The organism is Chitinilyticum litopenaei DSM 21440 (assembly GCF_000428145.1).
Lineage (GTDB): Bacteria > Pseudomonadota > Gammaproteobacteria > Burkholderiales > Chitinibacteraceae > Chitinilyticum > Chitinilyticum litopenaei.
Genome location: NZ_ATZJ01000049.1, coordinates 1 through 23,757 on the forward strand (window position 1 = coordinate 1; position 23,757 = coordinate 23,757).

Below are 23,757 nucleotides of genomic sequence, written 5' to 3' on the forward strand. Positions count from 1 at the left end.
TGGCATGACGGCGTCGATGAGTCGCAAGGGCAACTGCTGGGACAATGCGCCGATGGAGAGTTTTTTCAACAGCCTGAAAAACGAGCGCGTGTTCCACCGGCGCTACGCGACCCGGTCGGCAGCCAAGGCAGATCTCTTTGATTACATCGAGGTGTTTTACAATCGCAAGCGCCGGCATTCGTCGCTGAATTACGAATCACCGGCAACCCATTACGCAGCCTGGCTGGAGCGAGAAAAGCTGGCCGCATAACCGCTACCTTGGTAGCCGGAAAGCGCGGGTAACCTCAATGGCAATCGCTTGCTGGTCGAGCGGATCGAACTGCTGCGGGCGGCGGTGCAAACCGTCAAACGCAGCCACCCGTTTATCATCCATGGCTGGGTGGTGCTGCCGGAGCATCTGCACTGCATTCTGGAGCTTCCTCCGGGCGACGCCGATTTCGCGTTGCGCTGGCGGCTGATCAAGTTGTTGTTCTCACGCCAGTTGCCAAAGCTTGAGCGGCGCACATTGGTGCGCCAGCGGCGTGGTGAACGCGGAATCTGGCAGCGGCGTTACTGGGAACATCTGATCCGCGATGCGGCGGATTTTGCGGCGCACATGGATTACCTGCATTTCAATCCGGTAAAGCATGGCCTGGTCAGCCGGGTGGCGGATTGGCCGTATTCGACGTTTCACACTCTGGTGAGCACCGGGGTGTACCCGGCAAACTGGGCTGGTGGCGAACAGGCAGCGCTTTATGGCGATTAACAACTGGTCTTGCTACTTGCGGCGCATTGCCGCTGCGCGGCGAATGCGCCCTACATTGTTGATTCGCACCAGCAAGAAGCCCCGCTCTCGCGGGGCTTCTTGTTCAGGGTATTGCTCTACAACCTAATCAATCCAAACCCTCACGCCACATACCCAAGATTCGGCGCCAGATCGCGCTCGGCCTGGGCGACGCTCACGCCGCGGCGGGCGGCGTAGTCTTCCACCTGATCTTTCGTGATCTTGCCCACGCCAAAATAGCGCGCCTGCGGGTGGGCGAGGTAGAAGCCGCTGACTGCGGCGGTCGGCAGCATGGCGTAGCCTTCGGTCAGCGTCATGCCGATGTTCGGCGCGTTCAAGAGCTTGAACAGCTCCACTTTCGACGTGTGATCCGGGCAGGCCGGGTAGCCGGGCGCGGGGCGGATGCCGGTGTATTTTTCATCGACCAGCTCGTCGTTGCTCAGGTTTTCGCCGGCGGCGTAGCCCCACAGCTCGGTGCGCACCTTCCAGTGCATGTGCTCGGCAAAGGCCTCGGCGAAGCGGTCGGCCAATGACTTGAGCAGGATCGCGCTGTAGTCGTCGTTGGCGTCTTCAAAGCGTTTCACGTGCTCGTCGATGCCGATGCCGGCGGTGACGGCGAAGGCGCCGATATAGTCCGTGATGCCTGATTCTTTCGGCGCGATGTAGTCGGCCAGGCACAGGTTGGGCTTCACTTCACCGGACTTGGCCTTGGGCAATTGCTGGCGCAGGTTGTGCCACAGCATCGCAATCTTTCTTTCCCCCTCACCCTGCCCCTCTCCTGAGGAGAGGGAAGGCACCGTCACCGGGTCGTAAATAGCAATGTCGTCGTCGTTCACACTGTTGGCCGGGAAGAAGCCGATCACGCCGGCGGCGGACAGCCATTTTTCCTCGACGATTTTCTTCAGCATTTTCTGCGCGTCGTCGAACAGGTGGCGGGCGGCTTCGCCGACCACTTCATCCTGCAGGATGGCCGGGTAGCGGCCGTACAGCTCCCAGCTCTGGAAGAAGGGCGTCCAGTCGATAAAGGGCACGAGTTCACTCAGATCATACTGGGTATATTCCCGTACCCCAGTAAACGAGGGGGCCACAGGCACATACCCTGACCAATCCGGCGCGAACTTGTTGGCGCGCGCTTCCGCCAGATCGATCAGCTTGGTTCTGTCCTTGGCCTCGAAAATCTCGCGGGCCTTCTGGTATTCGGCTTTTACTTCCGCCACGAACGGTGCTTTCAAATCGTCCGAGAGCAGGTTCGAGCACACGCCCACGGCTCGGCTGGCGTCGGCGACGTAGATCACCTGGCTGTTCTGGTAATGCGGCTCGATCTTCACCGCCGTGTGCACCTTGGACGTGGTCGCGCCGCCGATCAGCAGCGGAATGTCGAAACCCTGGCGCTGCATTTCCTTGGCGACGTGCGCCATTTCTTCGAGCGACGGGGTGATCAGGCCACTCAAACCGATGATGTCGGCGCCGACTTCCTTCGCCTTGTCCAGAATGGTCTGGCACGGCACCATCACGCCCAGGTCGAACACTTGGTAGTTGTTGCAGCGCAGCACCACGCCGACGATGTTCTTGCCGATGTCGTGCACGTCGCCCTTGACGGTGGCCATGATGATCTTGCCCTTGGCCGGCGCGTCGGCCAGGCCCATGGCGATCTTTTCTTCTTCAATGAACGGCTCCAGATGCGCCACGGCGGCCTTCATCACGCGGGCGGATTTCACCACCTGCGGCAGGAACATCTTGCCCGCGCCGAACAGGTCACCCACCACGTTCATGCCGTTCATGAGGTGGCCTTCGATCACGTGGATGGGCCGCTCAACACTCTGGCGCGCTTCTTCGGTGTCCTCGACGATGAAGGTGGTGATGCCCTTCACCAGCGAATGCGTGATGCGCTCCTGCAATGGCAGAGTCCGCCAGCTCAGGTCTTCGCCGGATTTCTGCGCGGCGTCGCCCTTGAAGGATTCGGCCAGCGCGATCAGCGCCTCGGTGTCGGCCAGGCTGTCGCTGCCGCGCATCAGCACCACGTCCTCGATGGCGTCGCGCAGCGCCTGCGGCACTTCTTCGTACACTTCCAGCGCGCCGGCATTCACGATGCCCATGGTCATGCCGCGCTGGATGGCGTGATACAGGAAGACGGCGTGAATCGCCTCGCGCACCTTGTTGTTGCCGCGGAAGGAGAACGACACGTTCGATACGCCGCCGCTGATTTTCGCGTGCGGCAGGTGCTGCTTGATCCAGCCGGTGGCTTCGATGAAGTCCAGCCCGTAGCGCGCGTGCTCCTCGATGCCGGTGGCCACGGCAAAAATGTTCGGGTCAAAAATGATGTCGGCCGGATCAAAGCCGACTTCGTCGACCAGAATGCGGTAGCTCTTTTCGCAGATTTCCACTTTGCGCGCGTAGGTGTCGGCCTGGCCGACTTCGTCGAACGCCATCACGATCACCGCCGCGCCATACATCTTCAGCAGGCGGGCCTGCTCGATGAACTTGTCTACGCCTTCCTTCATGGAAATCGAATTGACGATGCACTTGCCCTGCACGCATTTCAGGCCGTCCTCGATCACTTCCCACTTCGAGCTGTCGATCATGATCGGCACGCGGCTGATGTCCGGCTCGGCGGCGATCAGGTTCAGGAAGGTGGTCATGGCCTTGCGGGCGTCCAGCATGCCCTCGTCCATATTGATGTCGATGATCTGCGCGCCGTTTTCCACCTGCTGGCGGGCGACCTCCAGCGCGGCCGGGTAATCGCCGTTCAGGATCAGGCGGGCAAAGGCCTTGGAGCCGGTGACGTTGGTGCGTTCACCGACGTTCACAAATAAATCAGCGTCCCCAATGTTGAAAGGCTCCAGACCGGAAAGGCGGCACTTGGCCTCGATCTCGGGCAGCTGGCGCGGCGGCAGGTCTTTCACGGCCTGATAGATCGCGGCAATGTGCGCCGGCGTGGTGCCGCAGCAGCCGCCGATGATGTTCACCAGCCCGGCCTCGGCCCATTCGCGCACCTGCGGCGCCATGTCTTCGGGCAGCAGATCATAGCCGGTGGGCGCCAGCGGGTTGGGCAGGCCGGCGTTGGCGTGGACAGATACAAAAGTATCCGAGATGCGGCTCATTTCCTCGACGTAGGGGCGCAGCAGATCGGGGCCGAGCGCACAGTTGAGGCCAAAGGAAATCGCATCGGCATGATGCAGCGAGTTGTAGAAGGCTTCGGTGGTCTGGCCGGTGAGCGTGCGGCCGGACTGATCGGTAATCGTGCCGGAGATCATGATCGGCAGGGCTTCCTGCTCGGGGCGATCGGCAAAGTATTTCTTGATGGCGAACACGGCCGCCTTGGCGTTCAGCGTGTCGAAGATGGTTTCCACCATCAGGATGTCGGCGCCGCCGGTCACCAGGCCGTCGATGGACTCCAGATAGGCCGTCACCAGCTCGTCGAAGGTGACGTTGCGGTAGCCAGGGTCGTTCACATCGGGGCTGATGGAGGCGGTGCGGCTGGTGGGGCCGAGAATGCCGGCGCAGAAACGCGGCTTGGCCGGGTTTTTGGCGGTTTCCGCCACGCACAGGTCTTTCACCAGCTTCGCGGCAGCGTGGTTCAGCTCCCACACCAGCCCTTCCATCTCGTAGTCGGCCATCGCCATCGCGGTGGCGTTGAAGCTGTTGGTTTCGATGATGTCCGCGCCGGCATCCAGATATTGCTGGTGGATTTCCGCAATGATCTGCGGCTGGGTGAGCACCAGCAGATCGTTGTTGCCCTTGAGGTCGACATGCCAGTCGGCAAAGCGCTCGCCGCGATATTGTTCTTCGGAAAGCTTGTACTGCTGGATCATGGTGCCCATGCCGCCATCGAGCATCAGGATGCGTTGTTGCAGCAGGCTTTTTAAGAGTTCGGTACGGGTCATGGGCGGTGTTGTGCGGGTAAACGGAGCAATCGCGCAGTTTACCACGCCGCCACGCCAATTCCGGTCAGTCGGGGACGGGCGCGGCCACGGTACGGCCAGCGCCGGCGTGGGCTGCCGGCACGACCAGCTGGCGATAATGCTCGCGGATGCGCTCGTAGCTGCCATCGGCCTTCATCGCCGCCAGCGTGGCATCAAAGGCGTCGCGCAGCGCCGCATCGCGAAAGCCGACATGCCACCACAGCTCGTGCCCCTGTGGCAGCGGCGCGAGCCGCAGCTGGCGGCTGGCCTCCTGCACCTGCTGCGGCCGCAATCTGGCCAGCCCCTGCAGGCTGGCATGGAACAGCATTTCGTCGATCAGCAGCAGGTCGCACGCGCCATTGAGCCAGCTGAGCACCTGCTTGCGCTGGTCGGGGAACTCCTGATAGCGCCCGAAGCCCTTGCTGGCGCTGACAAAGGCATCGCCAAGACTGATGCGCGCGCCCTGCCAGGCACACACCGCCTTGCCGGCCATGCTGGCCCAGTCGGGATAGGCCTGGCCATCGCGGCTGATGGCAAAGTTGCGATAGACGCTGAAGCGGCCGGAGTAGAACAGCGACTTGTCATCCGGCTGCACCTCGACACCGACATCGATCTGGCCCGCCTTCAGCTCGGCCATCACCCGCAGCACGGCACCATAGCGCCGGATCTGCGGCTGCCCCATGCGCCGCAGCGCTTCATCCATCAGGTCGGGCGCGATGCCCCGGCCGGTCTGGTCGTCGACAAAGGGCGGACGCGCCATGCCATACATCACCTTCAGCGGCTCGGCGGCCTGCGCCGTTGCCAGCAGCATTCCCGCCAATCCCGGCAACCATGCCAATCGCTTCATCCCGCTACTCCCAGGCAGATCGTCCAGACACTATAGCTGCGATACCCGTCAGGAAAAGGAAAGAAACAGCGGACACCTGCACGCCATCCGGCCGCCCGGTGAACCATTTGGCGGAGCCGGGTACTAATCACAATGAAATCAAGACCATGCCGGCGTAGGATTGGCATAACAAAGAAGCAGGAGCAGCGACCATGGAAATCCGCAGCACGCCTTCCAGCTACCCGGTCAGCCAGCCGGTTGCCCAGATCGCCCCAAGCGCGCCCGCCCGCCCAACGGGAGACCTGGCCGGCGAAGTGCGCGAACAGCGCGAAACCCTGAACAGCAACGCCAGGCAGTTCGCCGAAACCGTCTACATCTCGCAGCAGGCCCAGCAGCTGTACGACATCTACACCGAAACGGCGCAGGCCGCCCAGGGCGAAACGGACGAGAGCAGCCAGGGCAATGCCGTCTCCGGCATCACGCCCGAAGAGGTGATCGACGCCACGCAGCAACTGCAAAGCCGCCAGACCACGCTGGCTCTTGCCGAGTATGCCCAGCAGCAGGAGCTGGCCAATGCCGGCCAGCCACGCCCGCAACCACTGGCCGAGCAGCAGGCGACCAGCGAGCAGCAGGCTCCCGACACCCAGCTGGAAGCCCAGCGCCAGGCGGCACAGCGCATCAGCCTTACGGCCTGACCCCCCCTCTCCACGCAACCGGGCGCAAGCCCGGTTTTTCTTTGCCCGCACCACGCTGGTGCAGCGCCTCGACCATTCGTCGGCAAGCCGACGGCAAGGCGGCTATGCTGAAACCGTTTACCGGACTGCAGGCGCCCGCATGCCCAAGTGGCTTCCCTCCCATCCCTTGCTGCACGGCGTTTTGCTGGGTTTGCTGCTGTTCGTCACCGGGCGGCTGTCGCTGCAGCTGGCCATTCCGCCCGGCGTGGCCAGCCCGATCTGGCCACCCGCAGGTATTGCCATGGCAGGCATGCTGGTATTGGGCTGGCGAGCAATACCCTTTGTTTTTCTCGCTTCGTGCCTGCTCAATTATGTGAACGGCATTGCGCCGGGGCAGTACTGGAATGGCCTGCTGGCCCTGCAGGCTGCCGCGATTGCGTTTGGCAGCACCCTGCAGACGGCGCTGGCAGTGCTGCTCTGCCGCCGCTGGGTCAACCGCGACCAGACCATTCCGGCACTGGCCAAACCGGGCGAAGTGTTGCGCTTTTTCCTGCTGTGCGGCGCCCTGGCCTGCATCATCGCGCCCACGGTGGGTGTCGGCTCCCTGGTGGCGCTTGGCGCCATGCCATTCAACCAGGCCGCGCAATCCTGGCTGGCCTGGTGGCTGGGCGATGCGCTGGGCGTGATCGTGGTGTGCCCGCTGATGCTGTGCCTGATGGCCCGGCAGCACGAGGCCTGGCGCGGGCGGCTATCGACCGTGGCCGTGCCGCTGCTCGTCACCGTGCTGCTGCTGGTCGCGGTCACGGCGACGGTGCTGCACACCGAGCAGGCGCGCCTGCAACGGCAATTCGATATCTATGCCGAAACGCTGACGGATCATTTCTATGACGAGCTGACGCATGTGCTGGCCAGCCAGCGCCAGCTGGCCGACCTGTTTCGTACTCCCGATTTCGTCAGCAAGCAGCAGTTTTCGCTGTACACCCTGGGCGTGCTGCAGCGCCAGCCGGAAATCCGCAGCATCTTCTGGGCGCCCCGCATTGCCGCCGCCCAGCGCGAACAGGCCGAAATGCTGGCCCGCCAGCAGGGCTTGCCGGACTACCGCATTCTGGAGCCGGGCCAGACCGGCCCGCGCCCGGCGGCGCTGCGCAGCTATTACGATCCGGTCTGGTATATCGAGCCGCTGGAACACTTTGCCGGCGAGCTGGGGCAGGACCAGAGCGCCGGCGCCGTGCGGCGGCAGGCGCTGGCGCAATCGCACCGCAGGCAGCAGCTCACGGCCTCGGCCCGGCTGCAGCTGCCGGATGCGCCCGCCTGGGGCGTGCTGATCGTGCAGCCGGTGGACAGCCCGCTGGGAGCCGGTCAGCCGCTGCAGCGCGGCATGCTGGGCAGCCTGCTGAATATCGATCTGTTTCTGGAGCGCTCGCTGAGCAAGCTGCAGCGTCCCGATGTGCCGTTCAGCGTGCTCGACCTGAGCGCCCCGGCCGAAACCCGCCTGCTCAGCGGCTTGCCCGAGCAGGCCTGGCCACGCAGCACACTGCGCAACTGGCAGCAGAGCGTCAGCATCGGCGAGCGCAGCTGGCAGATGGTGGTGCTGCCCACCCGCGATTACGTGGCACGCGAAAGCTCCTGGCTGCCCTGGGTGGTGCTGACCACCGGGCTGATTTTCACCGCGCTGCTGACACTGTTCCTGCTGACGCTGTCCGCGCGCACGGCGCTGATCGCCGCCGCGGTCGAGGCAAGCACGGCCGAGCTGGCCGACAGCAACCGGCTGCTGCTGGAGGAAAACCTGCTGCGCCAGCAGACCGAAGCGCAGCTGCGCGCCGCCGCCCGGGAGGCGCAGGCGGCAAATGTGGCGAAGAGCCAGTTTCTGGCGAACATGTCGCATGAAATCCGCACGCCAATGAATGGCGTCGTCGGGATGGCGCAATTGCTGGGCGACTCCGAGCTCAGCCACGAGCAGCGCGAACAGGTACTCACGCTGCGCCACAGCGCGGAAAGCCTGCTGGTCATCATCAATGACATCCTTGATTACTCGAAGATCGAGGCCGGCAAACTGCAGCTGGTGCCCTCCCCCTTCGAGCCCGAGGCGCTGGTGCGCGAGGTGATGGCGCTGTATCAGCCGCAGGCGGAAGCGGCGCAGGTCGGGCTGGCGCTGCAGACGCAATCCGCCTTGCCGGTGCTGCTGGGCGACCCGGTGCGCGTGCGCCAGATTGTCGGCAATCTGCTCAGCAATGGCATCAAGTTCAGCCATGGCGGGCAGGTGAACATCACGCTGGGCCTGGAGGCCGATGGCGGCTGGCTGATCCGTATCAGCGACACCGGCATCGGCATGAACGCCGAGGTGCTGCAGCAGCTGTTTGCCCCCTTCTACCAGGCCGAAGCGGGCTCGACACGCCGCTTTGGCGGCACGGGGCTGGGCCTGTCGATCAGCAAGTCGCTGGTGGAAATGATGGGCGGGCGCATCGAGGTCAGCTCGACGCCCGGGGCCGGCGCCACCTTTGAAGTGCGCCTGCCGCTGCCGCAGGCGCGCCTTGCCGCCGCCACTCCGGGCGGACTGGCAGCAGCGCCGCCGCAGTTCCCCGGTTTGCCGGTGCTGGTGGTGGACGACAATCTGATCAACCAGAAGGTGGCTGGCCAGATGCTGAAAAAACTGGGCGCGACCGTCAGCCTGGCCGGCAATGGCGAAGAAGCGCTGTCCGCCTGCCGCACGGCCGCGTTTGCGCTGATCCTGATGGATTGCCAGATGCCGGTGATGGACGGACTGGACGCCACCCGTGCCCTGCGCCAGGGCGCAGCGGGTGAACACTATCTGCGCTGCCCCATCATTGCCATGACCGCGAACGCCATGAGTGGCGACCGCGAAGCCTGCCTGGCGGCCGGCATGGATGATTTCCTGCCCAAGCCGGTGGTACTGGCCGATCTGGCGGCCATGATGGCGCGCCTCTTGCCGGCTGAAGCCGGACCACGGTTCCCGCTGACGTCGTGAATTTGCCGCCTGCCCGCCGGTAATCGTGCACAGCCGGCCGTCAGAACCGGCGGATAGACTTTCCCTTCCGTAACGCAACAGGGGAAAGTCATGGCACGACATACCGCCATTGCACCCATTGCCGGCCACCTCGCACGCAGCCTTGCGCCGGCCGCCGGCACCTTTGCCAGCGAACTCGCCCGCCACTTCCGCGGGCCCCGGCCCGCCTGGCGCACGGCCAGACTGTCAAGCCGGCCCCGTGCCGCAGCACCCTTGCAGCTCCTTCCTCTAACCCCGGGCACGCGGCGGCTGGCCGTCACCGCACCCCATACGGCACTCACGCTCTACGCACAGAGCTGCCGCCCGCGCCGGCTGCGCGGCTGCCGACTGGATACCGAAGCCTGACGTCCATGCCTCGTACCTGGCTCGCGGCGGCAAGCCGCCATCCGGCGCCGTGCAGATTCGGACCCTGGACGATGCCGCCGCCCCTAGCGCAAGCCTCCTGAGCGCCTTTGCTGCAGCGCAAAATCGGCCACGCAAAATTTATACTGCAGTGCAATAATAAGCCCACTCCCCTTTTCCAAGGCAGGTGATCGAGATGTGGTTGACCCCAGAGCAATGGCACAAATCCTGCGAGCTGCAGTCCGTATTGTCGCGCAGGTTTCAGGAACGCTGGAACGAAGCCGGTGAGCGACTGTTTGACAGCAGCAAGGCGGCGCTGGCCAGCCTGCCGCAGCCGGGCACCGACCCGCAGCGCTGGCTGCAGGACGGCGTCGATTACCTGCGCGACAGCACGCAGCGCCAGACGCTGTTCTGGGATGTGCTGCGCCAGCGCGGGGACCAGTATCTGCAGCACGAGGCGGCCGGCAAGCCGCCGGTGCTGCATTTCGATTACGAGATCGTGCAGGATGGCCGCAGCTTCATGCGCCCGGTGAACTACGCGCTGGTGCGCATCGTTCCGCCCAAGGGCAGCGCCTCGGTCGATCCGCAACGCCGCCCCTATGTGATCATCGACCCGCGCGCCGGCCACGGCCCGGGCATCGGCGGCTTCAAGCAGGATTCGGAAGTCGGCATGGCGCTGAAAGACGCGCACCCGGTGTATTGCGTGATCTTCTTCCCCGAGCCGGAGCCGGGCCAGACGCTGGCCGACGTGACGCTGGCCGAGCAGGAATTCCTGCGCTTTGTGGCGCGCGAGCACCCGGACGCCCCCAAGCCGGTGCTGGTCGGCAACTGCCAGGGCGGCTGGGCGGCGATGCTGGTTGCCGCCACCGCGCCGGATCTGGTCGGTGCCGTCGTCGTCAATGGCGCGCCGGTGTCCTACTGGGCCGGCAACGACAACAACCCGATGCGCTACGCCGGCGGCATGCTCGGCGGCAGCTGGCCGGCGCTGCTGGCGTCCGACCTTGGCAACGGCAAGTTCGACGGCGCGCATCTGGTCGCCAATTTCGAAACGCTGGATCTGGGCAACACCCTGGTCGGCAAGAGCTACAACCTGTATGACAAGATCGACACCGAACCGCCGCGCTTTCTGGAATTCGAGCGCTGGTGGAGCGGCTACTTCCTGATGAACGAGGAAGAAATCCGCTGGATCGTCGAAAACCTCTTCGTCGGCAACAACCTCGTCGAGGGCAAGGCGGCCAGCGCCGGTGGCATGTACGACCTGAAGGCCATCCATGCGCCCATCGTCGTCTTCGCCTCGCTCGGCGACAACATCACCCCGCCGCAACAGGCCTTCAACTGGATTCTCGACCTCTACCCGAGCACCGACGCGCTCAAGGCCGCCGGCCAGGTCGTCGTCGGCCTGATGCACCAGAGCGTCGGCCACCTCGGCATCTTCGTCTCCGCCGGCGTCGCCACCAAGGAGCACGCGCAGATCGTCGAATTGATGAAGGTGATCGAGTCGCTGCCTCCGGGCCTGTATGCGATGAAGATCACGGAAGAAACCCACGCCGACGGCTCGAAAGGCTGGAGCGCCGAGCTGAGCGAGCGCCGCGTCGAAGACCTGAAGCGTGGCCAGGAATGGCAGCGCAAGGATGAAATCCCCTTCAGTGCCGTCGAATCGGTTTCCGAGCTGAATGCCCGCGCCTATCAGATGCTGGTGCGCCCGTGGCTGCGCCCCCTGGTCAGCGAACAGGCCGCCTTGCTGACCCGCTTCCTGCATCCGAACCGCAGCCAGCGCTGGAGCTGGACCAGCCTCAACCCGGCCGCCGCCGCGGTGGGGGCACTGGCCGACACGGTGCGCGAACACCGCCAGCCGGCCAGCATCGATAACCCCTGGCGCCAGTGGGAGCGGCTGTGCGCCGACCAGCTGGCCGCCGGACTGGATTTCCTTGGCAATCTGCGCGACCTGAGCACCGAGGCGCTGTTCTACCAGCAGTACGGCCTGCTCGCCATCATGGGCATCGGCGCGGAAAACCGTCCCGCCAATGGTGCGGGCGCGCAGCCCGAGATTGACGATGCCGCGCTGGCCCGCCAGCTGGCCGATGGCGGCGAAGTGGCCGGCATGATCCGCATGGGGCTGATCCTGGCCCAGCAGCAGGACAGCATTTCGGTGCGCACGCGGCAGTTCTCGCTGGAATGGCTGCGCCAGCAGCCACAGTTCGCCCAGGCCAGCGACGAGGAGATCCGCACGCAACTGCGCCTGCAAAGCCAGCTGCTGTGGCGGCTGCCCGAGGCCGCGCGCGCCAGCCTGCCCGGCCTCTTCGCCTCGAACGCGGCGCTGGAAGCCGCCTTTGACGTCTATGCCCGGCTGGCCGAACTCGCGCCGGCCAAGCGCGAGGAGCTGGCGACGCTGCTGCATGTGCTGCGCCAGGAAATCAGCCCGGCCACAACGCCTGCCGCCCCGGCCGCGCCTGCTGCACAGGTAAGTGCGGCAGCCGAGGCCACGCCCGTAACCACGACTGCAGCGCCACCCGCAACGGCCCCTGCCGTGACGGCAGCAAGCACGAAGGAAGCCGCTCCGGCCACCGCCAAGCCGCGCGCGCCCCGCGCCACCAGCACGACGCGCAAGCCGGCCACCCGCCGTACCGGCAGCAAGCCCGAAAACGAATCCTGACCGAGGAACACACCATGCAACTGCCACTGCAAGGCAAGATCGCCCTGATTCTGGGCATCGCCAACGACCAGTCGATCGCCTATGGCGTCGCCCGTGCCCTCAAGGCACAGGGCGCCGAGCTGGCGATCACCTACCAGACCGACCGCACGCGCGATTTCATCGCGCCGCTGCTCGACGAGCTGCAACCCGGCGTGCTGCTGAAATGCAACGTGCAGGAAGAAGGCAGCCTGGAAGCGGTGTTCGACGCCATTCGCGCCAAGTGGGGCAAGCTCGACATTGCCGTGCACTCGATCGCCTTCGCCCCCAAGGACGACCTGCACGGCCGCGTGGTTGACAGCAGCGCAGCCGGCTTCGCACTGGCGATGGATGTGTCCTGCCATTCCTTCGTGCGCATGGCCAAGCTGGCCGAGCCACTGATGAAGGATGGCGGCACGCTCCTGACGATGAGCTATTACGGCTCGGAAAAGGTCGTGCCGAACTACGGCGTGATGGGGCCGGTGAAGGCGGCGCTGGAGGCCACGGTGCGCTACCTGTCCACCGAGCTCGGCCCGCAGGGCATCCGCGTGCACGCCGTGTCGCCCGGCCCGCTGCTGACGCGTGCGGCCAGCGGCATCCGCGAATTCGATTCGCTGCTGGCGCAGGCCACGGCGCAGGCGCCAATGCGCCAGCTGGTCGACATCGACGATGTCGGCGCGGCCGCCGCCTTCCTGTGCAGCGATGGCGCCAAACGCCTCACCGGCTCGACCTTCTATGTCGACGGTGGCATGAACATCGTCGCCTGACGGGTATATCGCCACAAGCAATTACACCCAAGGGCCGCAGCCACATACATGGCAAGGCATCATCCACAACGCCGGGCAGTGCCCGGCGTTGTGCTGCATTGTGTCCTGCCAGCGGCAGCCAGTCGGTCTATCATGCCTGCATAAATCTGCCAGACAGGCAGTCAGGGAGACCCCATGCAAACGACGGTTATCCGCATCCGTGAGCATGGCGGGCCGGAAGTCATGCAGCTGGAAACCGTGGCGCTGGCGGCGCCAGGTCCGGGAGAAGTGCTGCTGCGCCAGCTCGCCATCGGCGTGAATTTCATCGATACCTATCATCGCAGCGGCCTGTATCCGCTGCCGCTGCCTGCCGGCCTTGGCCAGGAGGCCTGCGGCATCGTCGAGGCCATCGGCCCGGGCGTCAGCGAGTTCCGCCCCGGCGACCGCGTGGCCTACGCCGGCGGTGCCACGGGCGCCTACGCCACACACCGCCTGATGCCGGCCGAACGCCTGGTGCTGGTACCCATTGGCGTCCCCGACGAGGTCGCCGCCGCGACACTGCTGCGCGGCATGACCGCGCAATACCTGCTCAAGCGCACCTTTCCGGTCAAGCGCGGGCAGACCATTCTCTTTCATGCTGCTGCCGGCGGCGTCGGCCAGATTGCCTGCCAGTGGGCGCGCGCGCTGGGAGCGACCGTCATCGGTACGGCCGGCTCGCCCGACAAGCTCAAGCTGGCGGCCCGCTGGTGCGATCATGTCATCAATTACAGCGAGGCTGACTGGGTGGCTGAAGTGCGCGAGCTGACCCGTGGCCAGGGCGTGCCGGTGGTGTACGACGGCGTGGGTGCAGCCACCTTCGCCGGTTCGCTGGATTGCCTGGCGCCGCGCGGCATGCTGGTCAGCTTCGGCAATGCCTCCGGCGCCGTACCGGCCTTCAACCCGGCGCTGCTGGCGCAGAAGGGCTCGCTCTTCTTCACGCGCCCCACGCTCGGCCATTACATCGCCACGCGGCAGGAACTGCTCGATACCGCCAACGATTATTTCCACATCTACGAGCACGGCAATGTGCGCGCCGAGGTCAAGCAGCGCTTTGCGCTCAGCCAGGCCGCCGAGGCGCACCGGGCGCTCGAAGCGCGCCACACGACGGCCTCGACCGTGCTGATTCCGGATTGACGCCGCCCAAACAACAAACAGAACACGGAACAGCAGCAGAACCATGTGCCATCTCGTTTACCTGCACGGACTCTTGTCCAGCCCGGCCGCCGGCAAGGCGCGCGCCACGGCCGACTGGCTGAAAAGCCGGCGGCTCGCCACCCACTTTCACGCGCCGCACCTGCCGGTCGATCCGGATGAATGCGCGTCCGTGCTGCGCAATCTGCTCGCCGGCATGGCGCCGGACAATACCTGCCTGATCGGCAGCTCGCTGGGCGGCTTCTGGGCCACCTGGGCGGTGGAAACCTTCGGCTGCCGCGCCGTGCTGCTCAACCCCGCCGTGCAGCCATCCACACTGGTGGCGCGCTATGTGGGCGAGCAGCGCAATCACCACACGGGCGAGCCCGAGCTGATCCTGCCCCAGTTCGCGGTGCGACTGGCCGATTACGAGCGCAAGCCGGCGCGACCGGAACGCTACTGGCTGCTGGCGCAGACCGGCGACGAAACGCTGGACTACCGGCAGGCCGTCGCCTGGTATGCCGGCTGCCGCCAGAGCATCCTGCCCGGCGGCGACCACGGCTTTGCCGACTACACCGACTGGCTGCCCGCCATACTCGACTTTGCCCAAGGAGGGCCGGCATGACGCCCCAATCCGCGATTCTTCCCGCCGCCAGTTCCCACGCGATCTTCCTGCTGCTGCGTCGCCGGCTTGGCCGCCGTGCCGACAGCAAGCTGGCGGCATACCTATCCGGGATTCCTGCTGCAAGCAAAGCGCTGCATGAGATGCAGCCAGATACCCACCTGATGAGCGCCATCGGCTTTTCTGCCGATTTCTGGCCGGAGCTGTTTGGCCGCGAGCGCCCCGCCGAGTTGCGCGCCTTTCCGCACATTCCCGGCGCCATCCACCCGGCGCCGGTCACCATCGCCGACCTGTTCCTGCACCTGCGCGCCGAGCGCGCCGACGTGCTGCACGATTTCGCCAGCAATTTTCTCGACGACGTGAAGGACTGGCTGGAGCCGGTTGAAGTGACTGCGGCATTCCGCCGCCGCGAAGGCCGCGACCTCACCGGCTTCGTTGACGGCACCGAAAACCCGGAGCTGGCCGAACGCGCCGGCGTGGCGCTGGTCGGTGACGCCGACCCGGCCTGGGCGGGCGGCAGCTATGTGCACATCCAGCGCTATGTGCACCGCATGGAAGCGTGGAACAAGCTGCCGGTGCTGCAGCAGGAAGCCATCATCGGCCGCACCAAGGCCAGCGATGAAGAGCTGCCCGACGACGACCGCCCGCGCACTGCGCACATCAGCCGCGTGGTCATCGAGGAACACGGCGCCGAGCTGGAACTGCTGCGCCAGTCACTGCCCTATGGCGTGCCCGGCGGCGATCGCGGCCTGTATTTCGTTTCCTACTGCCGCACGCCGCGCCACTTCGAGAAAATGCTGGCGCGCATGGTCGCCCCGACCGACGACGGCCGCGTTGATCATCTGCTGAATTTCAGTCGCGCCGTTACCGGCGGCGCCTTCTTCGTTCCCAGCATCGAGCGCCTGCAGGCACTGGCCGCCAGCTGAAACCACCCCGCGCCCTTTGTCCTCCCTGATTGGCAAGACATCTCAGCAAAACCCAAATCAACCACAGAGAACACAGAGAAAAGCGGGAGAACATCATCGGCATTTCTCGGGGTTTTGCTTCCTCTGTGCACTCTGTGTCTCTGTGGTTCTATGGGTTTTTGTGGTTTGCTGAGAAGCAGTTTCTAATCAGGTGTCCGCTTGCTCCGGCCGGCAAGCCGTCGCCCGCCCCGGGCTATCCCCAATTGCGCTTTGCCGTTACCGCCCCATGATGGGCGAGCCCGGAATACGCCCGCCGACTGCGCAAGAACAAGGCAGCCGGGCCTGTCCTGTCCGATGATGACAGAACTGCATACCCATTACCGACCGGAGAGGAGAAGAGCATGACCCGAACATCGTGGCGCCTGCTGGGCGTGGCCGTTGCCAGCCTGGCCCTGACTGCCTGCAACAAGACCGAACAGGCCGGCGGCAATGCCGCTGCCGACGGCGCGACCATCGTGAAGATCGGCTTTGCCGCGCCGCTGACCGGCAGCCAGGCGCATTATGGCAAGGGCTACCAGAACGGCGTGCAGCTGGCGCTCGACGACGTCAACGCGCAGAACCCGCAGATTGCCGGCAAGCCGGTGCAGTTCGAGCTGGTGGCCGAGGACGACATGGCCGACCCGAAAACAGCGACGCAGATCGCGCAGAAGTTCGTCGACCTGAAGCTCGCCGGCATCGTCGGCCACTTCAATTCCGGCACCTCGATTCCGGCCTCGAAAATCTATGCCGACGCCGGCCTGCCGCACATTGCCATGGCGACCGCACCGGCGCTGACGCAACAGGGCTTCAAGACCTCGTTCCGCTCGATGACGTCCGACACGCAGCAGGGTTCGGTGCTCGGCAAATATGTGGTGGAAAAGCTCGGCGCGAAGAAGGTCGCCATCATCGATGACCGTACCGCCTACGGCCAGGGCCTGGCCGACGAATTCGAAAAGGCCGTGAAGGCGGCCGGCGGCGCGATCGTCAAGCGCGAGTACACCAGCGACAAGGAAACCGATTTCTCGTCGATCCTCACCACCATCAAGAGCGCCGGCCCCGATCTGGTGTTCTTTGGCGGCACCGACGTGCAATCCGGGCCGATGGTGAAGCAGAAGCTGCGCTTGGGGCTGGCCGCGCCGCTGATTTCCGGCGAAATGACACGCTCGGACACCTTCCTGAAGCTGGCCGGCAAGGAAGGCGAAGGCACGATCGCCTCGTTGGCCGGCCTGCCGCTGGACAAGATGCCGGGCGGCGCCGACTTCGCCAAGCGCTACGAGGCCAAGTTCGGCGCGATGGAAATCTACACGCCCTATGGCTACGACGCCGCGCGCATCCTGCTCGCCGCGATGCTGAAAGCCAACTCGGCCGATCCGGCGCAATACCTGCCGGTGCTGGCCAAGACCGAGCACGCCGGCGTGACGGCGGCGAAGATTGCCTATGACGACAAGGGTGACCTGAAGGATGGCGCCATCACCGTCTACAAGGTGGTCGACGGCAAGTGGACGGTGCTGGAAACGCTGGGCGGGCAGTAATACCCTAGACTGGATACGCACACAACCCTTGCGCTGAATAGGCCTCAAACAGATACCCAAGACCCCGGCCACCATGACCGGGGTCTGTGCATTTGGCCCCTGCTGCGTCAGCTGTCTTCGCCCAGCTCGCCTGCCAGCGCGGCCTCGCGCGCCTCCGGCGGCGGCACGGGACAGCTGGGCGCGGGTTGTACCTGCTCTTCGTCTTCATCGCTGGCGGGCTGGGGCTGGCTGGCTTCGATATGCATCGCGGTCTCCGGCAAATGATCGGTCCTGATCGGCGTTGATGGCACAGGCAAGCACCGCTGCGCCTTCGCCGTCCTGTCACTGAGCATGGCAAATCCTGCGGCGGCGTCCGCCGCACGCCGACCAGCGGAGGTCACATGCACCGCTGCATTTGCCGCGGTGATGGCCTATCATCAAATACTCATACAGTGTTCACCTTAGCCGGCATGCATCACACCGCGTTCCCCCACCGCAACGCCTGCACGCAGGACTTCGACGCCATCGTGGCCTGGCCACAGGATGCGGTGGAGCTGCGCAACCTGTTTCCACGTGCGCGCTGGCCGGCCGACCAGGCCGTGCTGGCCGGGCATCTGGCCGAGCACAACGAGGGCATCGTGCTGACCGATCACCGCGATACGGCCATTGCCTACGCCTCCTTCTACGGCATCCAGCAACGCGGCCGCGTGTGGATCGGCCACCTGATCGTGCATCCGGCCTGGCGCCGGCAAGGCCTGGGCGCCCAGCTGCTGGCGGTGATGAGCCGGCTGGCGGGGCAGGATTTCGCGGCCACCGAGCTGGCGACGATCTGCTTTGCCGACAATGCTGCCGCGCGCGTCTTCTACCAGCGCCAGGGCTTTCGCAGCGAGGGCTGGGAAACGCGGCTCGATCATCACGACGAGCCGACGCGCGTACTGCGCCTGGTGCGCGCACTGCCGGCAGGCAGCGCGGCGAGCGCAGCGCCGGCGATTCAGGCAAAATAGCGCCTTTGGCGCGGCCTAGGTTCTGTTGATGCCTTGTTTGCGCTGCCCGTTTGTGCTGTTTTTGGCCTGAAACAAGGCGCGAAGCCCGCCGCATAGTCGTTCTATGCAAGGGCTTTGCAACGCCGTGTCAGGCCAAAAACAGCCAAACCGGCTTTTTGATAACACATCCGGCTGGACGCTTTTTGCGCCGACTCTGCGTTGTTGCTTCGCTGACATAACCCGTTATGCGGCGCTCGCAACGCCTTGATTCGGCGCAAAAATCGCTCCAGCGGGAACGCAAACAAAACATCAACAAAACCTAGCACTGCGCCCGTTTCCGTTTTGTTCCGTTTTGCAAGGATAGCCATGAGCGGCCTGACTTCGACCGACCTGAAAAGCCTGAAGAAAATCTACTCCGGCAAGGTGCGTGACCTCTACGACATCGACGGCGAGCGCATGTTGATGATCGCCACCGATCGCCTGTCGGCCTTCGACGTGATCCTGGCCGAGCCGATTCCGGAAAAGGGCAAGATCCTCACCGCGATCTCCAACTTCTGGTTCGACAAGCTCAAGGACGTGGTGCCCAGCCACTTCACCGGCGAGCGCGCCGAGGACGTCGTCAGTGCGGAAGACCGCGCGCAGGTTGAAGGCCGCGCCGTGGTGTGCAAGAAGCTCAAGCCGGTGCCGGTTGAAGCCATCGTTCGCGGGTATATCGCGGGCAGCGGCTGGAAGGAATACAAGCAGAGCGGTACGGTATGCGGCATCCCGCTGCCGGCCAATCTGCGCGAGGCCGACCAGCTGCCCGAGCCGATTTTCACGCCGTCGACCAAGGCCGCCGTTGGCGACCATGACGAGAACATCAGCTATGCGCGCTGCGAGGAAATCATCGGCGCGGAACTCGCCGCCCGCGTCCGCGATACCGCGATTGCGCTGTACAAGGCCGCCAGCGAGTACGCTGCCACGCGCGGCATCATCATCGCCGACACCAAGTTCGAATTCGGCCTGGATGCCGAGGGCACGCTGCGCCTGATGGACGAGGCGCTGACGCCGGACTCCAGCCGCTTCTGGCCGGCCGACCAGTACCAGCCGGGCAGCAACCCGCCGAGTTACGACAAGCAGTTCGTGCGCGACTGGCTGGAAAGCACCGGCTGGGACAAGACCCCGCCGGCGCCGGCGCTGCCGCTCGAAGTGGCCGAGAAGACCGCCGCCAAGTACCGCGAGGCGCTGGAAAAACTGACCGCCTGATCCGGAAAGCCCGTCACGAAGACGGGCTTTTTTGCGCCCCCGGCCACCAGACCGGATGGGAAAAGCCTCCCGATATGCCATGCTGCAGAAATGGACGCCGTCGATTTTTCCATTCCCTTTGTCATCCCCGCCCCGGCACAGGCCGAGCTGGACGCCATTCGCGCCATCCTGAACAACCACAAGCAGGAGGCCATCCGCCGCTGCGAGGCGCTGACCGAGGCGGCACGGCGCGACAATCAGGCCGCCACGCTGATCGCCGCGGCCGAGCTGTACGGGCTGGTGGTGCCGCAATATGGCCGCGACACGCTGTTCGAGGCGCTGCAGCTGGCCTGCGCCTATCACTGGCAGCCGGCAGAGGCTCGACTGTGCGAACAGATCGCCCGCAGCTTTTACACTACCGGCGACTACCGCCCCGCCCGCCAGTACTGGCAACGCTGCATTGATCTGGCGCGTCTGCCCGGCGGCGAGCCCAGCAGCTGGATCTACGGTCAGATCGGCCTGGGCCAGGTACACGATGCACTGGGCGAACACGCCGCCGCCGTGCGCTGCCATCGCGCCGCGCTGGCGCACTGCGGCGCGCTGGATGACACCTATCTGCGCGCCAAGATCCGCATCAATCTGGCCACCAATCTGCTGGCCTGCGAAAACCACGCCGAGGCGGGCGAGCAGCTGCGCCAGGCGCTGGCCGAATGCCGGACCGCGCAGCTGCTGGATTACGCCGCCGAATCGCTGTTTCGCCTAGGTGAGCTGGCACGGCTTGAGCAGCGCCCGGACGAAGCGGAGGCGCATTTCCGCGAAGCCCTGCGCATAACCCGCGACATCAGCTATCACTGGGCGGAAACCAATACGCTACGGCAACTGAGCCTGCTGGCCGCCGAGCGCGGCGATCTGGGCGAGGCCCGGCGCCTGTGCAACGAGGGCATCGGTCTGGCCGAACTGATCGGCTACAACCGCCAGCGCCTGGACATGCTGCTCGAGGCCGCGGCCTATGCCGAGCAGGAAAGCGACATCAACGAAGCCTACCGCCTGCTGCGGGCCTATACCGGCCTGCTGCCGCGCCCGCAGGAAGTCGCGCAGGAGCAGCACTATCTGGAGCCCGCCAGCCAGCAGAAATTGCTGCAACTGGCCAGCCACAGCCTGATCGACAGCAACAGCACGAGCGCGGCGCTGGCGCTGCTGCTGCAGGAAGCCCCCGCGCTGCTTGCCGCCAGTGGCGCCAGTCTCTGGCTGCTGGGTCCGCATTTCGGCATGCAATGCGTGCAAAGGGGCACGACCGCCGCGCCGGACAGCATTGCGGCAACCCACAGTCAGGCGTTGGCCCTGCATGTGCAGCAATTCGGCCAGCTCAATGCCTGCCTTGCCCGCCAGCATCCACTGCTGTCCGCCCTTCTGGCGCAGTGGCCTGAGCAATCCCGTCCGTCTTCCATCCTGCTGCAAGCCATCCGCGAAGGCGACACGCACTGGCTGCTGTGGGTGGAAAACACGCAGGCGCGACGCAACTGGCTGCCTGACGATGAGGCCATCCTGCAACGCCTCACCGCCATCCTGCAGCGCATACTCGCGCGGCAACAGCAGCAGGCGCTGAGCGCCGAGCTGGAGGAAATCAATGCCGCCCTGCAGCGCGATAACCGCGCGCTGGCCGAACATGTCGCGCAGCGCGGCGCGGCGCTGCAGCAGGCGCTGGCCCAGCTGGCGCACAGCGAACGCATGGCGGCCACCGGGCGGCTGATGGCCGGCATGGCGCACGAACTGAATACGCCGCTGGGCATTGCGCGCACTGCGGCCTCCACGATCAGCAACGAACTGGCGCAACTCGTGCTGCTGATCCGCAACGGCCGGCCGCAACGCGACGAAGTGCTGCAGATTCTGGAGCAATGTCATGCGGCGACCACGCTGACCGACAGCAATATCCTGCGCGCGGCCGAGCTGGTGCAGCGCTTCCGCGTGCTCGGCGGGCAACCGGAACAGGAAGACCCGGCCGATGTGGATGTCAGCGCCCTGCTGCAGGGCGTCTGCCAGCTGTATCGCGAACAGATCGCGCAGGGCGGCCATGTGCTGCTGCTCGATGTGCCGGCGCGACTGCCCTGGCGCTTGCGTCCCGCCGCGCTGCAGCAGGTGCTGAGCCAGCTGCTGGGCAATATCCTGGAACACGCTTTCCGGCCCGGGCAGAGCGGGCGCATCGAGCTCGGCGCGCAGGCCGGCCCGGCAAGCTTGCGGCTGCTGGTGCGCGACAATGGCATCGGCATGAGCGAAGACGCCGTGCAGCATGCCTTCGATCCCTTCTACCTGAGCCGCCTGGGCTCCGGCGGCGGGCTGGGGCTGTATGGCGCTTACAATCTGGTCAGCGGCCCGCTGGGCGGGCAGATCGGCATCCGCAGCCGCCCGGGGGAGTTTACCGAGGTGCAGCTGGACCTGCCCGCCAGTACATAAGCAGGTATTGCCAGGCAGCCCTTTCACTCATTCGGCTAGATACGCATACCCAAAACAAAACCCTGTTGCAGCAGCAGAAATGCCCCATGACTGCGCGGATAGTTCATCGGCACGACGAAGGCTGGCGCGAATTATCCGGGCTGGCCCGAAACGCGGCTGCCAGCTCAATACAGCCGTTCGCCATACAGCGGCAAGGGAAAAACCTTGCGCCAGGCAGCGGGATCGGGCTTGACTAGCTCGCCCTGCGGACGCTGGCACAGGGCATGCACGGCAGGCCAGAAGGGATCGGTAGCGGGCGTCAGTCCGGCCAGCTCGGCCGGCAGGCAGAACATCGGCCGGTCATCCAGCCGCTGCGCCAGCGCCCGCGTGGCGGCGGCATCCGGCAGGCGCACATAGGCGCTTGATTGCGCACGCGCCAGCCATTGCTCGGCATTCATGCGCAGCACAAAGCGGAAATCATCGTTATGCGGGCCGGTGGCGCTGAACAGCGACGGCGGCAGCACCCCATAGCGCACGAACGCACCGGTCAGCGAGGGCTTGTGGTCACCGAACACCACCACCGCCAATGGCCGCTGCCGTTGTGCGGCCAGTTGCTCGATCTGCGCGAGAAAGGCCTGCATGTCGGCCATGGCCTCGCCCAGCCGGTGCTTGTAGTCACCGATGCCGTAGTCCTGGCCGCGATGGTAAAAGGCGCCATGCGTGCGCACGGTGATGAGGAACATGAATTGCGGACGTTGCGGCGGCGCGCCGGCATAGGCCTGGAGTGCGGCATCATAGAGCAGCGCATCCTGCGGCCAGCCGCGCGTGCGCCAGGGCATGCGCTCGACAAAGCGCGTCTGCTCGAAGCCGATGCGCGGGTAAATCTCGTTGCGTCGCCAGAAATTGGCGTAGAAGTTGTGCATGCCGGTGGTCAGATAACCGGCATCGCGAAAGCGGCTGACCAGTGTGCGGGCATCGGGCCGCAGATCGCTCGCATGCACCTGATAATCGATGCCGGGCAGGACGGCCGAAGACAGGCCGGTGAGCACCTCGAATTCGGCTTCGGCCGTGCCGCCGCCATACACCGGGCTGAGCAGCTTGAAGGGGGCAAAGCCGCGCTGCTCCAGCTCGCGCATGACGGTGGGCATGCGCTGGTCAAAGGTGGTGAAGCAGCCCTCGCAGAGAATCATGACGACATCGGGCTGCCCGGGAGCCAGCGGCAACGGCTGCTGGCTGGCATAGAAATCATGCGGGCCGGCGGCCGGCGCCTTGACGCTTTCGGCGGTCTGGAACAGGTGCGCCAGCAGGCCATTGGCGCGCACATTCTGCCGGTAATTGTATTCGTGGTAGACGATGCCCAGCTCCTGCAGCGTGCGCTTGAGCATGCGCCCGGGATAACCATGCACGACGCCATGCACCAGCAGCAGCGCCGGCAGCAGCGCCGCCAGGCCGCCGGCCTGCAGCCAGTGACGGCGACTGCGCGGCGGGCGCAGCCGCCAGCCGGCCACCACGGCGGCCAGCAGGGTCAGGCCGCACAGCACCATCAGTGGCACGATATAGCTGCTCATCGCCATGCCCTGTGACACTTCCAGCAGGTCGCGCGCCAGCAGCGGCTCGCCGGTCTGCGCCTCCTTGATCTGGCTGACCTGGCGCAGCAGGGCTTCGCTCATCAGCGCGGCCAGCACCGCCGGCCAGCGCGCCAGCAGCAGGGCAAAGACCCAGTACAGCAGCAGGCTGAACACCAGCCGGCCCACCGACCATTGCATGTCGACCAGCAGGCGGCCGGGCACCAGCAGCAGCATGGGGCCCAGCAGGGTAAGCCAGTAACGCAGGCGGCGCGGCATGGCCAGCCAGCGCGCCTGCAGTGCGGGGATGAAATTCAGAGGTAGCAGCATTGCGGCTCGTGAAAAAAAGCAGCGGGGTCACC

Annotated in this window: 19 protein-coding genes; 14 read left to right on the forward strand and 5 right to left on the reverse strand. The window is 65.4% G+C overall.

The window, feature by feature from the left end; all coding sequences use genetic code 11:
- Both C515_RS21270 and C515_RS21275 read left to right on the forward strand, forming a co-directional pair.
- A partial coding sequence (locus C515_RS21270; protein ID WP_043649768.1) for an integrase core domain-containing protein occupies window positions 1–250 on the forward strand: 250 nt, incomplete at its 5' end.
- A gap of 48 nt (window positions 251–298) precedes the next feature.
- Window positions 299–745 carry an REP-associated tyrosine transposase gene (locus tag C515_RS21275; RefSeq protein ID WP_051304981.1) on the forward strand — a complete coding sequence of 149 codons (447 nt, stop codon included), beginning with the start codon at window positions 299–301 and terminating at the stop codon, window positions 743–745.
- A gap of 140 nt (window positions 746–885) precedes the next feature.
- Here C515_RS21275 and metH read toward each other — a convergent pair whose 3' ends face one another.
- Both metH and C515_RS0114565 read right to left on the reverse strand, forming a co-directional pair.
- Window positions 886–4,647: a methionine synthase gene (gene metH / locus C515_RS0114560; RefSeq protein WP_028456125.1), complete on the reverse strand. Its 3,762-nt coding sequence runs from the start codon at window positions 4,645–4,647 to the stop codon at window positions 886–888.
- A 64-nt stretch (window positions 4,648–4,711) separates the two neighbouring features.
- Window positions 4,712–5,476 carry a substrate-binding periplasmic protein gene (locus C515_RS0114565; RefSeq protein ID WP_028456126.1) on the reverse strand — a complete coding sequence of 255 codons (765 nt, stop codon included), beginning with the start codon at window positions 5,474–5,476 and terminating at the stop codon, window positions 4,712–4,714.
- A gap of 227 nt (window positions 5,477–5,703) precedes the next feature.
- On the opposite strand from C515_RS0114565, the gene C515_RS24075 reads away from it, so the two are divergent.
- The 9 genes from C515_RS24075 to C515_RS0114610 all read left to right on the forward strand — a co-directional run bounded on the left by C515_RS24075 (window position 5,704) and on the right by C515_RS0114610 (window position 17,214).
- Window positions 5,704–6,186, forward strand: a complete 483-nt coding sequence (locus tag C515_RS24075; protein WP_028456127.1) for a hypothetical protein — start codon at window positions 5,704–5,706, stop codon at window positions 6,184–6,186.
- 139 nt (window positions 6,187–6,325) lie between these two features.
- Window positions 6,326–9,151: an ATP-binding protein gene (locus C515_RS0114575; RefSeq protein WP_028456128.1), complete on the forward strand. Its 2,826-nt coding sequence runs from the start codon at window positions 6,326–6,328 to the stop codon at window positions 9,149–9,151.
- A 90-nt stretch (window positions 9,152–9,241) separates the two neighbouring features.
- Window positions 9,242–9,535: a hypothetical protein gene (locus C515_RS23660; RefSeq protein ID WP_028456129.1), complete on the forward strand. Its 294-nt coding sequence runs from the start codon at window positions 9,242–9,244 to the stop codon at window positions 9,533–9,535.
- A gap of 193 nt (window positions 9,536–9,728) precedes the next feature.
- Window positions 9,729–12,185, forward strand: coding sequence for a DUF3141 domain-containing protein (locus C515_RS21280; RefSeq protein ID WP_081686978.1), 2,457 nt, complete (start codon window positions 9,729–9,731; stop codon window positions 12,183–12,185).
- Window positions 12,186–12,199: 14 nt separating this feature from the next.
- Complete coding sequence (fabI, locus tag C515_RS0114590) at window positions 12,200–12,967, forward strand: enoyl-ACP reductase FabI (protein ID WP_043649770.1); 768 nt, start codon at window positions 12,200–12,202, stop codon at window positions 12,965–12,967.
- Between the two features lie 174 nt (window positions 12,968–13,141).
- Window positions 13,142–14,119 carry a quinone oxidoreductase family protein gene (locus C515_RS0114595; RefSeq protein WP_028456131.1) on the forward strand — a complete coding sequence of 326 codons (978 nt, stop codon included), beginning with the start codon at window positions 13,142–13,144 and terminating at the stop codon, window positions 14,117–14,119.
- A 43-nt stretch (window positions 14,120–14,162) separates the two neighbouring features.
- Window positions 14,163–14,741 (forward strand): YqiA/YcfP family alpha/beta fold hydrolase, encoded by a 579-nt coding sequence (locus tag C515_RS0114600; protein WP_028456132.1) that lies wholly within the window; start codon window positions 14,163–14,165, stop codon window positions 14,739–14,741.
- Window positions 14,738–15,664: a Dyp-type peroxidase gene (locus tag C515_RS0114605; RefSeq protein ID WP_028456133.1), complete on the forward strand. Its 927-nt coding sequence runs from the start codon at window positions 14,738–14,740 to the stop codon at window positions 15,662–15,664. The genes C515_RS0114600 and C515_RS0114605 overlap by 4 nt, the downstream gene beginning before the upstream one ends.
- 380 nt (window positions 15,665–16,044) lie before the next feature.
- Entirely contained in the window at window positions 16,045–17,214 is a 1,170-nt protein-coding gene (locus C515_RS0114610) for a branched-chain amino acid ABC transporter substrate-binding protein (protein WP_028456134.1), read from the forward strand.
- A gap of 107 nt (window positions 17,215–17,321) precedes the next feature.
- Here C515_RS0114610 and C515_RS24080 read toward each other — a convergent pair whose 3' ends face one another.
- Complete coding sequence (locus tag C515_RS24080; protein WP_158380840.1) at window positions 17,322–17,459, reverse strand: hypothetical protein; 138 nt, start codon at window positions 17,457–17,459, stop codon at window positions 17,322–17,324.
- 204 nt (window positions 17,460–17,663) lie between these two features.
- Here C515_RS24080 and C515_RS0114620 point away from each other — a divergent pair, with 204 nt between their 5' ends.
- Window positions 17,664–18,197 (forward strand): GNAT family N-acetyltransferase, encoded by a 534-nt coding sequence (locus tag C515_RS0114620; RefSeq protein WP_028456135.1) that lies wholly within the window; start codon window positions 17,664–17,666, stop codon window positions 18,195–18,197.
- 101 nt (window positions 18,198–18,298) lie between these two features.
- Here C515_RS0114620 and C515_RS23665 read toward each other — a convergent pair whose 3' ends face one another.
- Complete coding sequence (locus C515_RS23665) at window positions 18,299–18,544, reverse strand: hypothetical protein (protein WP_144290481.1); 246 nt, start codon at window positions 18,542–18,544, stop codon at window positions 18,299–18,301.
- On the opposite strand from C515_RS23665, the gene C515_RS0114625 reads away from it, so the two are divergent.
- Both C515_RS0114625 and C515_RS0114630 read left to right on the forward strand, forming a co-directional pair.
- Window positions 18,543–19,421: a phosphoribosylaminoimidazolesuccinocarboxamide synthase gene (locus tag C515_RS0114625; RefSeq protein WP_043649773.1), complete on the forward strand. Its 879-nt coding sequence runs from the start codon at window positions 18,543–18,545 to the stop codon at window positions 19,419–19,421. The genes C515_RS23665 and C515_RS0114625 overlap by 2 nt on opposite strands.
- Window positions 19,422–19,511: 90 nt before the next feature.
- A complete protein-coding gene (locus C515_RS0114630; protein WP_028456137.1) occupies window positions 19,512–21,851 on the forward strand; it encodes an ATP-binding protein in 2,340 nt (779 codons plus the stop codon).
- A gap of 164 nt (window positions 21,852–22,015) precedes the next feature.
- Here C515_RS0114630 and C515_RS0114635 read toward each other — a convergent pair whose 3' ends face one another.
- Entirely contained in the window at window positions 22,016–23,725 is a 1,710-nt protein-coding gene (locus C515_RS0114635; RefSeq protein WP_028456138.1) for an LTA synthase family protein, read from the reverse strand.
- Window positions 23,726–23,757 lie beyond the last annotated feature (32 nt).

What these genes read in the sequence shown, in the direction of transcription:
- C515_RS24080 (WP_158380840.1), bottom strand. Translation starts at nt 17,459, where the DNA reads ATGCATATCGAAGCCAGCCAGCCCCAGCCCGCCAGCGATGAAGACGAA.
- fabI (WP_043649770.1), top strand. Translation starts at nt 12,200, where the DNA reads ATGCAACTGCCACTGCAAGGCAAGATCGCCCTGATTCTGGGCATCGCC.
- C515_RS0114595 (WP_028456131.1), top strand. Translation starts at nt 13,142, where the DNA reads ATGCAAACGACGGTTATCCGCATCCGTGAGCATGGCGGGCCGGAAGTC.
- C515_RS0114625 (WP_043649773.1), top strand. Translation starts at nt 18,543, where the DNA reads ATGAGCGGCCTGACTTCGACCGACCTGAAAAGCCTGAAGAAAATCTAC.
- C515_RS0114600 (WP_028456132.1), top strand. Translation starts at nt 14,163, where the DNA reads ATGTGCCATCTCGTTTACCTGCACGGACTCTTGTCCAGCCCGGCCGCC.
- C515_RS0114575 (WP_028456128.1), top strand. Translation starts at nt 6,326, where the DNA reads ATGCCCAAGTGGCTTCCCTCCCATCCCTTGCTGCACGGCGTTTTGCTG.
- C515_RS23660 (WP_028456129.1), top strand. Translation starts at nt 9,242, where the DNA reads ATGGCACGACATACCGCCATTGCACCCATTGCCGGCCACCTCGCACGC.
- C515_RS0114610 (WP_028456134.1), top strand. Translation starts at nt 16,045, where the DNA reads ATGACCCGAACATCGTGGCGCCTGCTGGGCGTGGCCGTTGCCAGCCTG.
- C515_RS0114635 (WP_028456138.1), bottom strand. Translation starts at nt 23,725, where the DNA reads ATGCTGCTACCTCTGAATTTCATCCCCGCACTGCAGGCGCGCTGGCTG.
- C515_RS0114620 (WP_028456135.1), top strand. Translation starts at nt 17,664, where the DNA reads ATGCATCACACCGCGTTCCCCCACCGCAACGCCTGCACGCAGGACTTC.
- metH (WP_028456125.1), bottom strand. Translation starts at nt 4,647, where the DNA reads ATGACCCGTACCGAACTCTTAAAAAGCCTGCTGCAACAACGCATCCTG.
- C515_RS0114565 (WP_028456126.1), bottom strand. Translation starts at nt 5,476, where the DNA reads ATGCTGCTGGCAACGGCGCAGGCCGCCGAGCCGCTGAAGGTGATGTAT.
- C515_RS24075 (WP_028456127.1), top strand. Translation starts at nt 5,704, where the DNA reads ATGGAAATCCGCAGCACGCCTTCCAGCTACCCGGTCAGCCAGCCGGTT.
- C515_RS23665 (WP_144290481.1), bottom strand. Translation starts at nt 18,544, where the DNA reads ATGGCTATCCTTGCAAAACGGAACAAAACGGAAACGGGCGCAGTGCTA.
- C515_RS0114630 (WP_028456137.1), top strand. Translation starts at nt 19,512, where the DNA reads ATGGACGCCGTCGATTTTTCCATTCCCTTTGTCATCCCCGCCCCGGCA.
- C515_RS0114605 (WP_028456133.1), top strand. Translation starts at nt 14,738, where the DNA reads ATGACGCCCCAATCCGCGATTCTTCCCGCCGCCAGTTCCCACGCGATC.
- C515_RS21280 (WP_081686978.1), top strand. Translation starts at nt 9,729, where the DNA reads ATGTGGTTGACCCCAGAGCAATGGCACAAATCCTGCGAGCTGCAGTCC.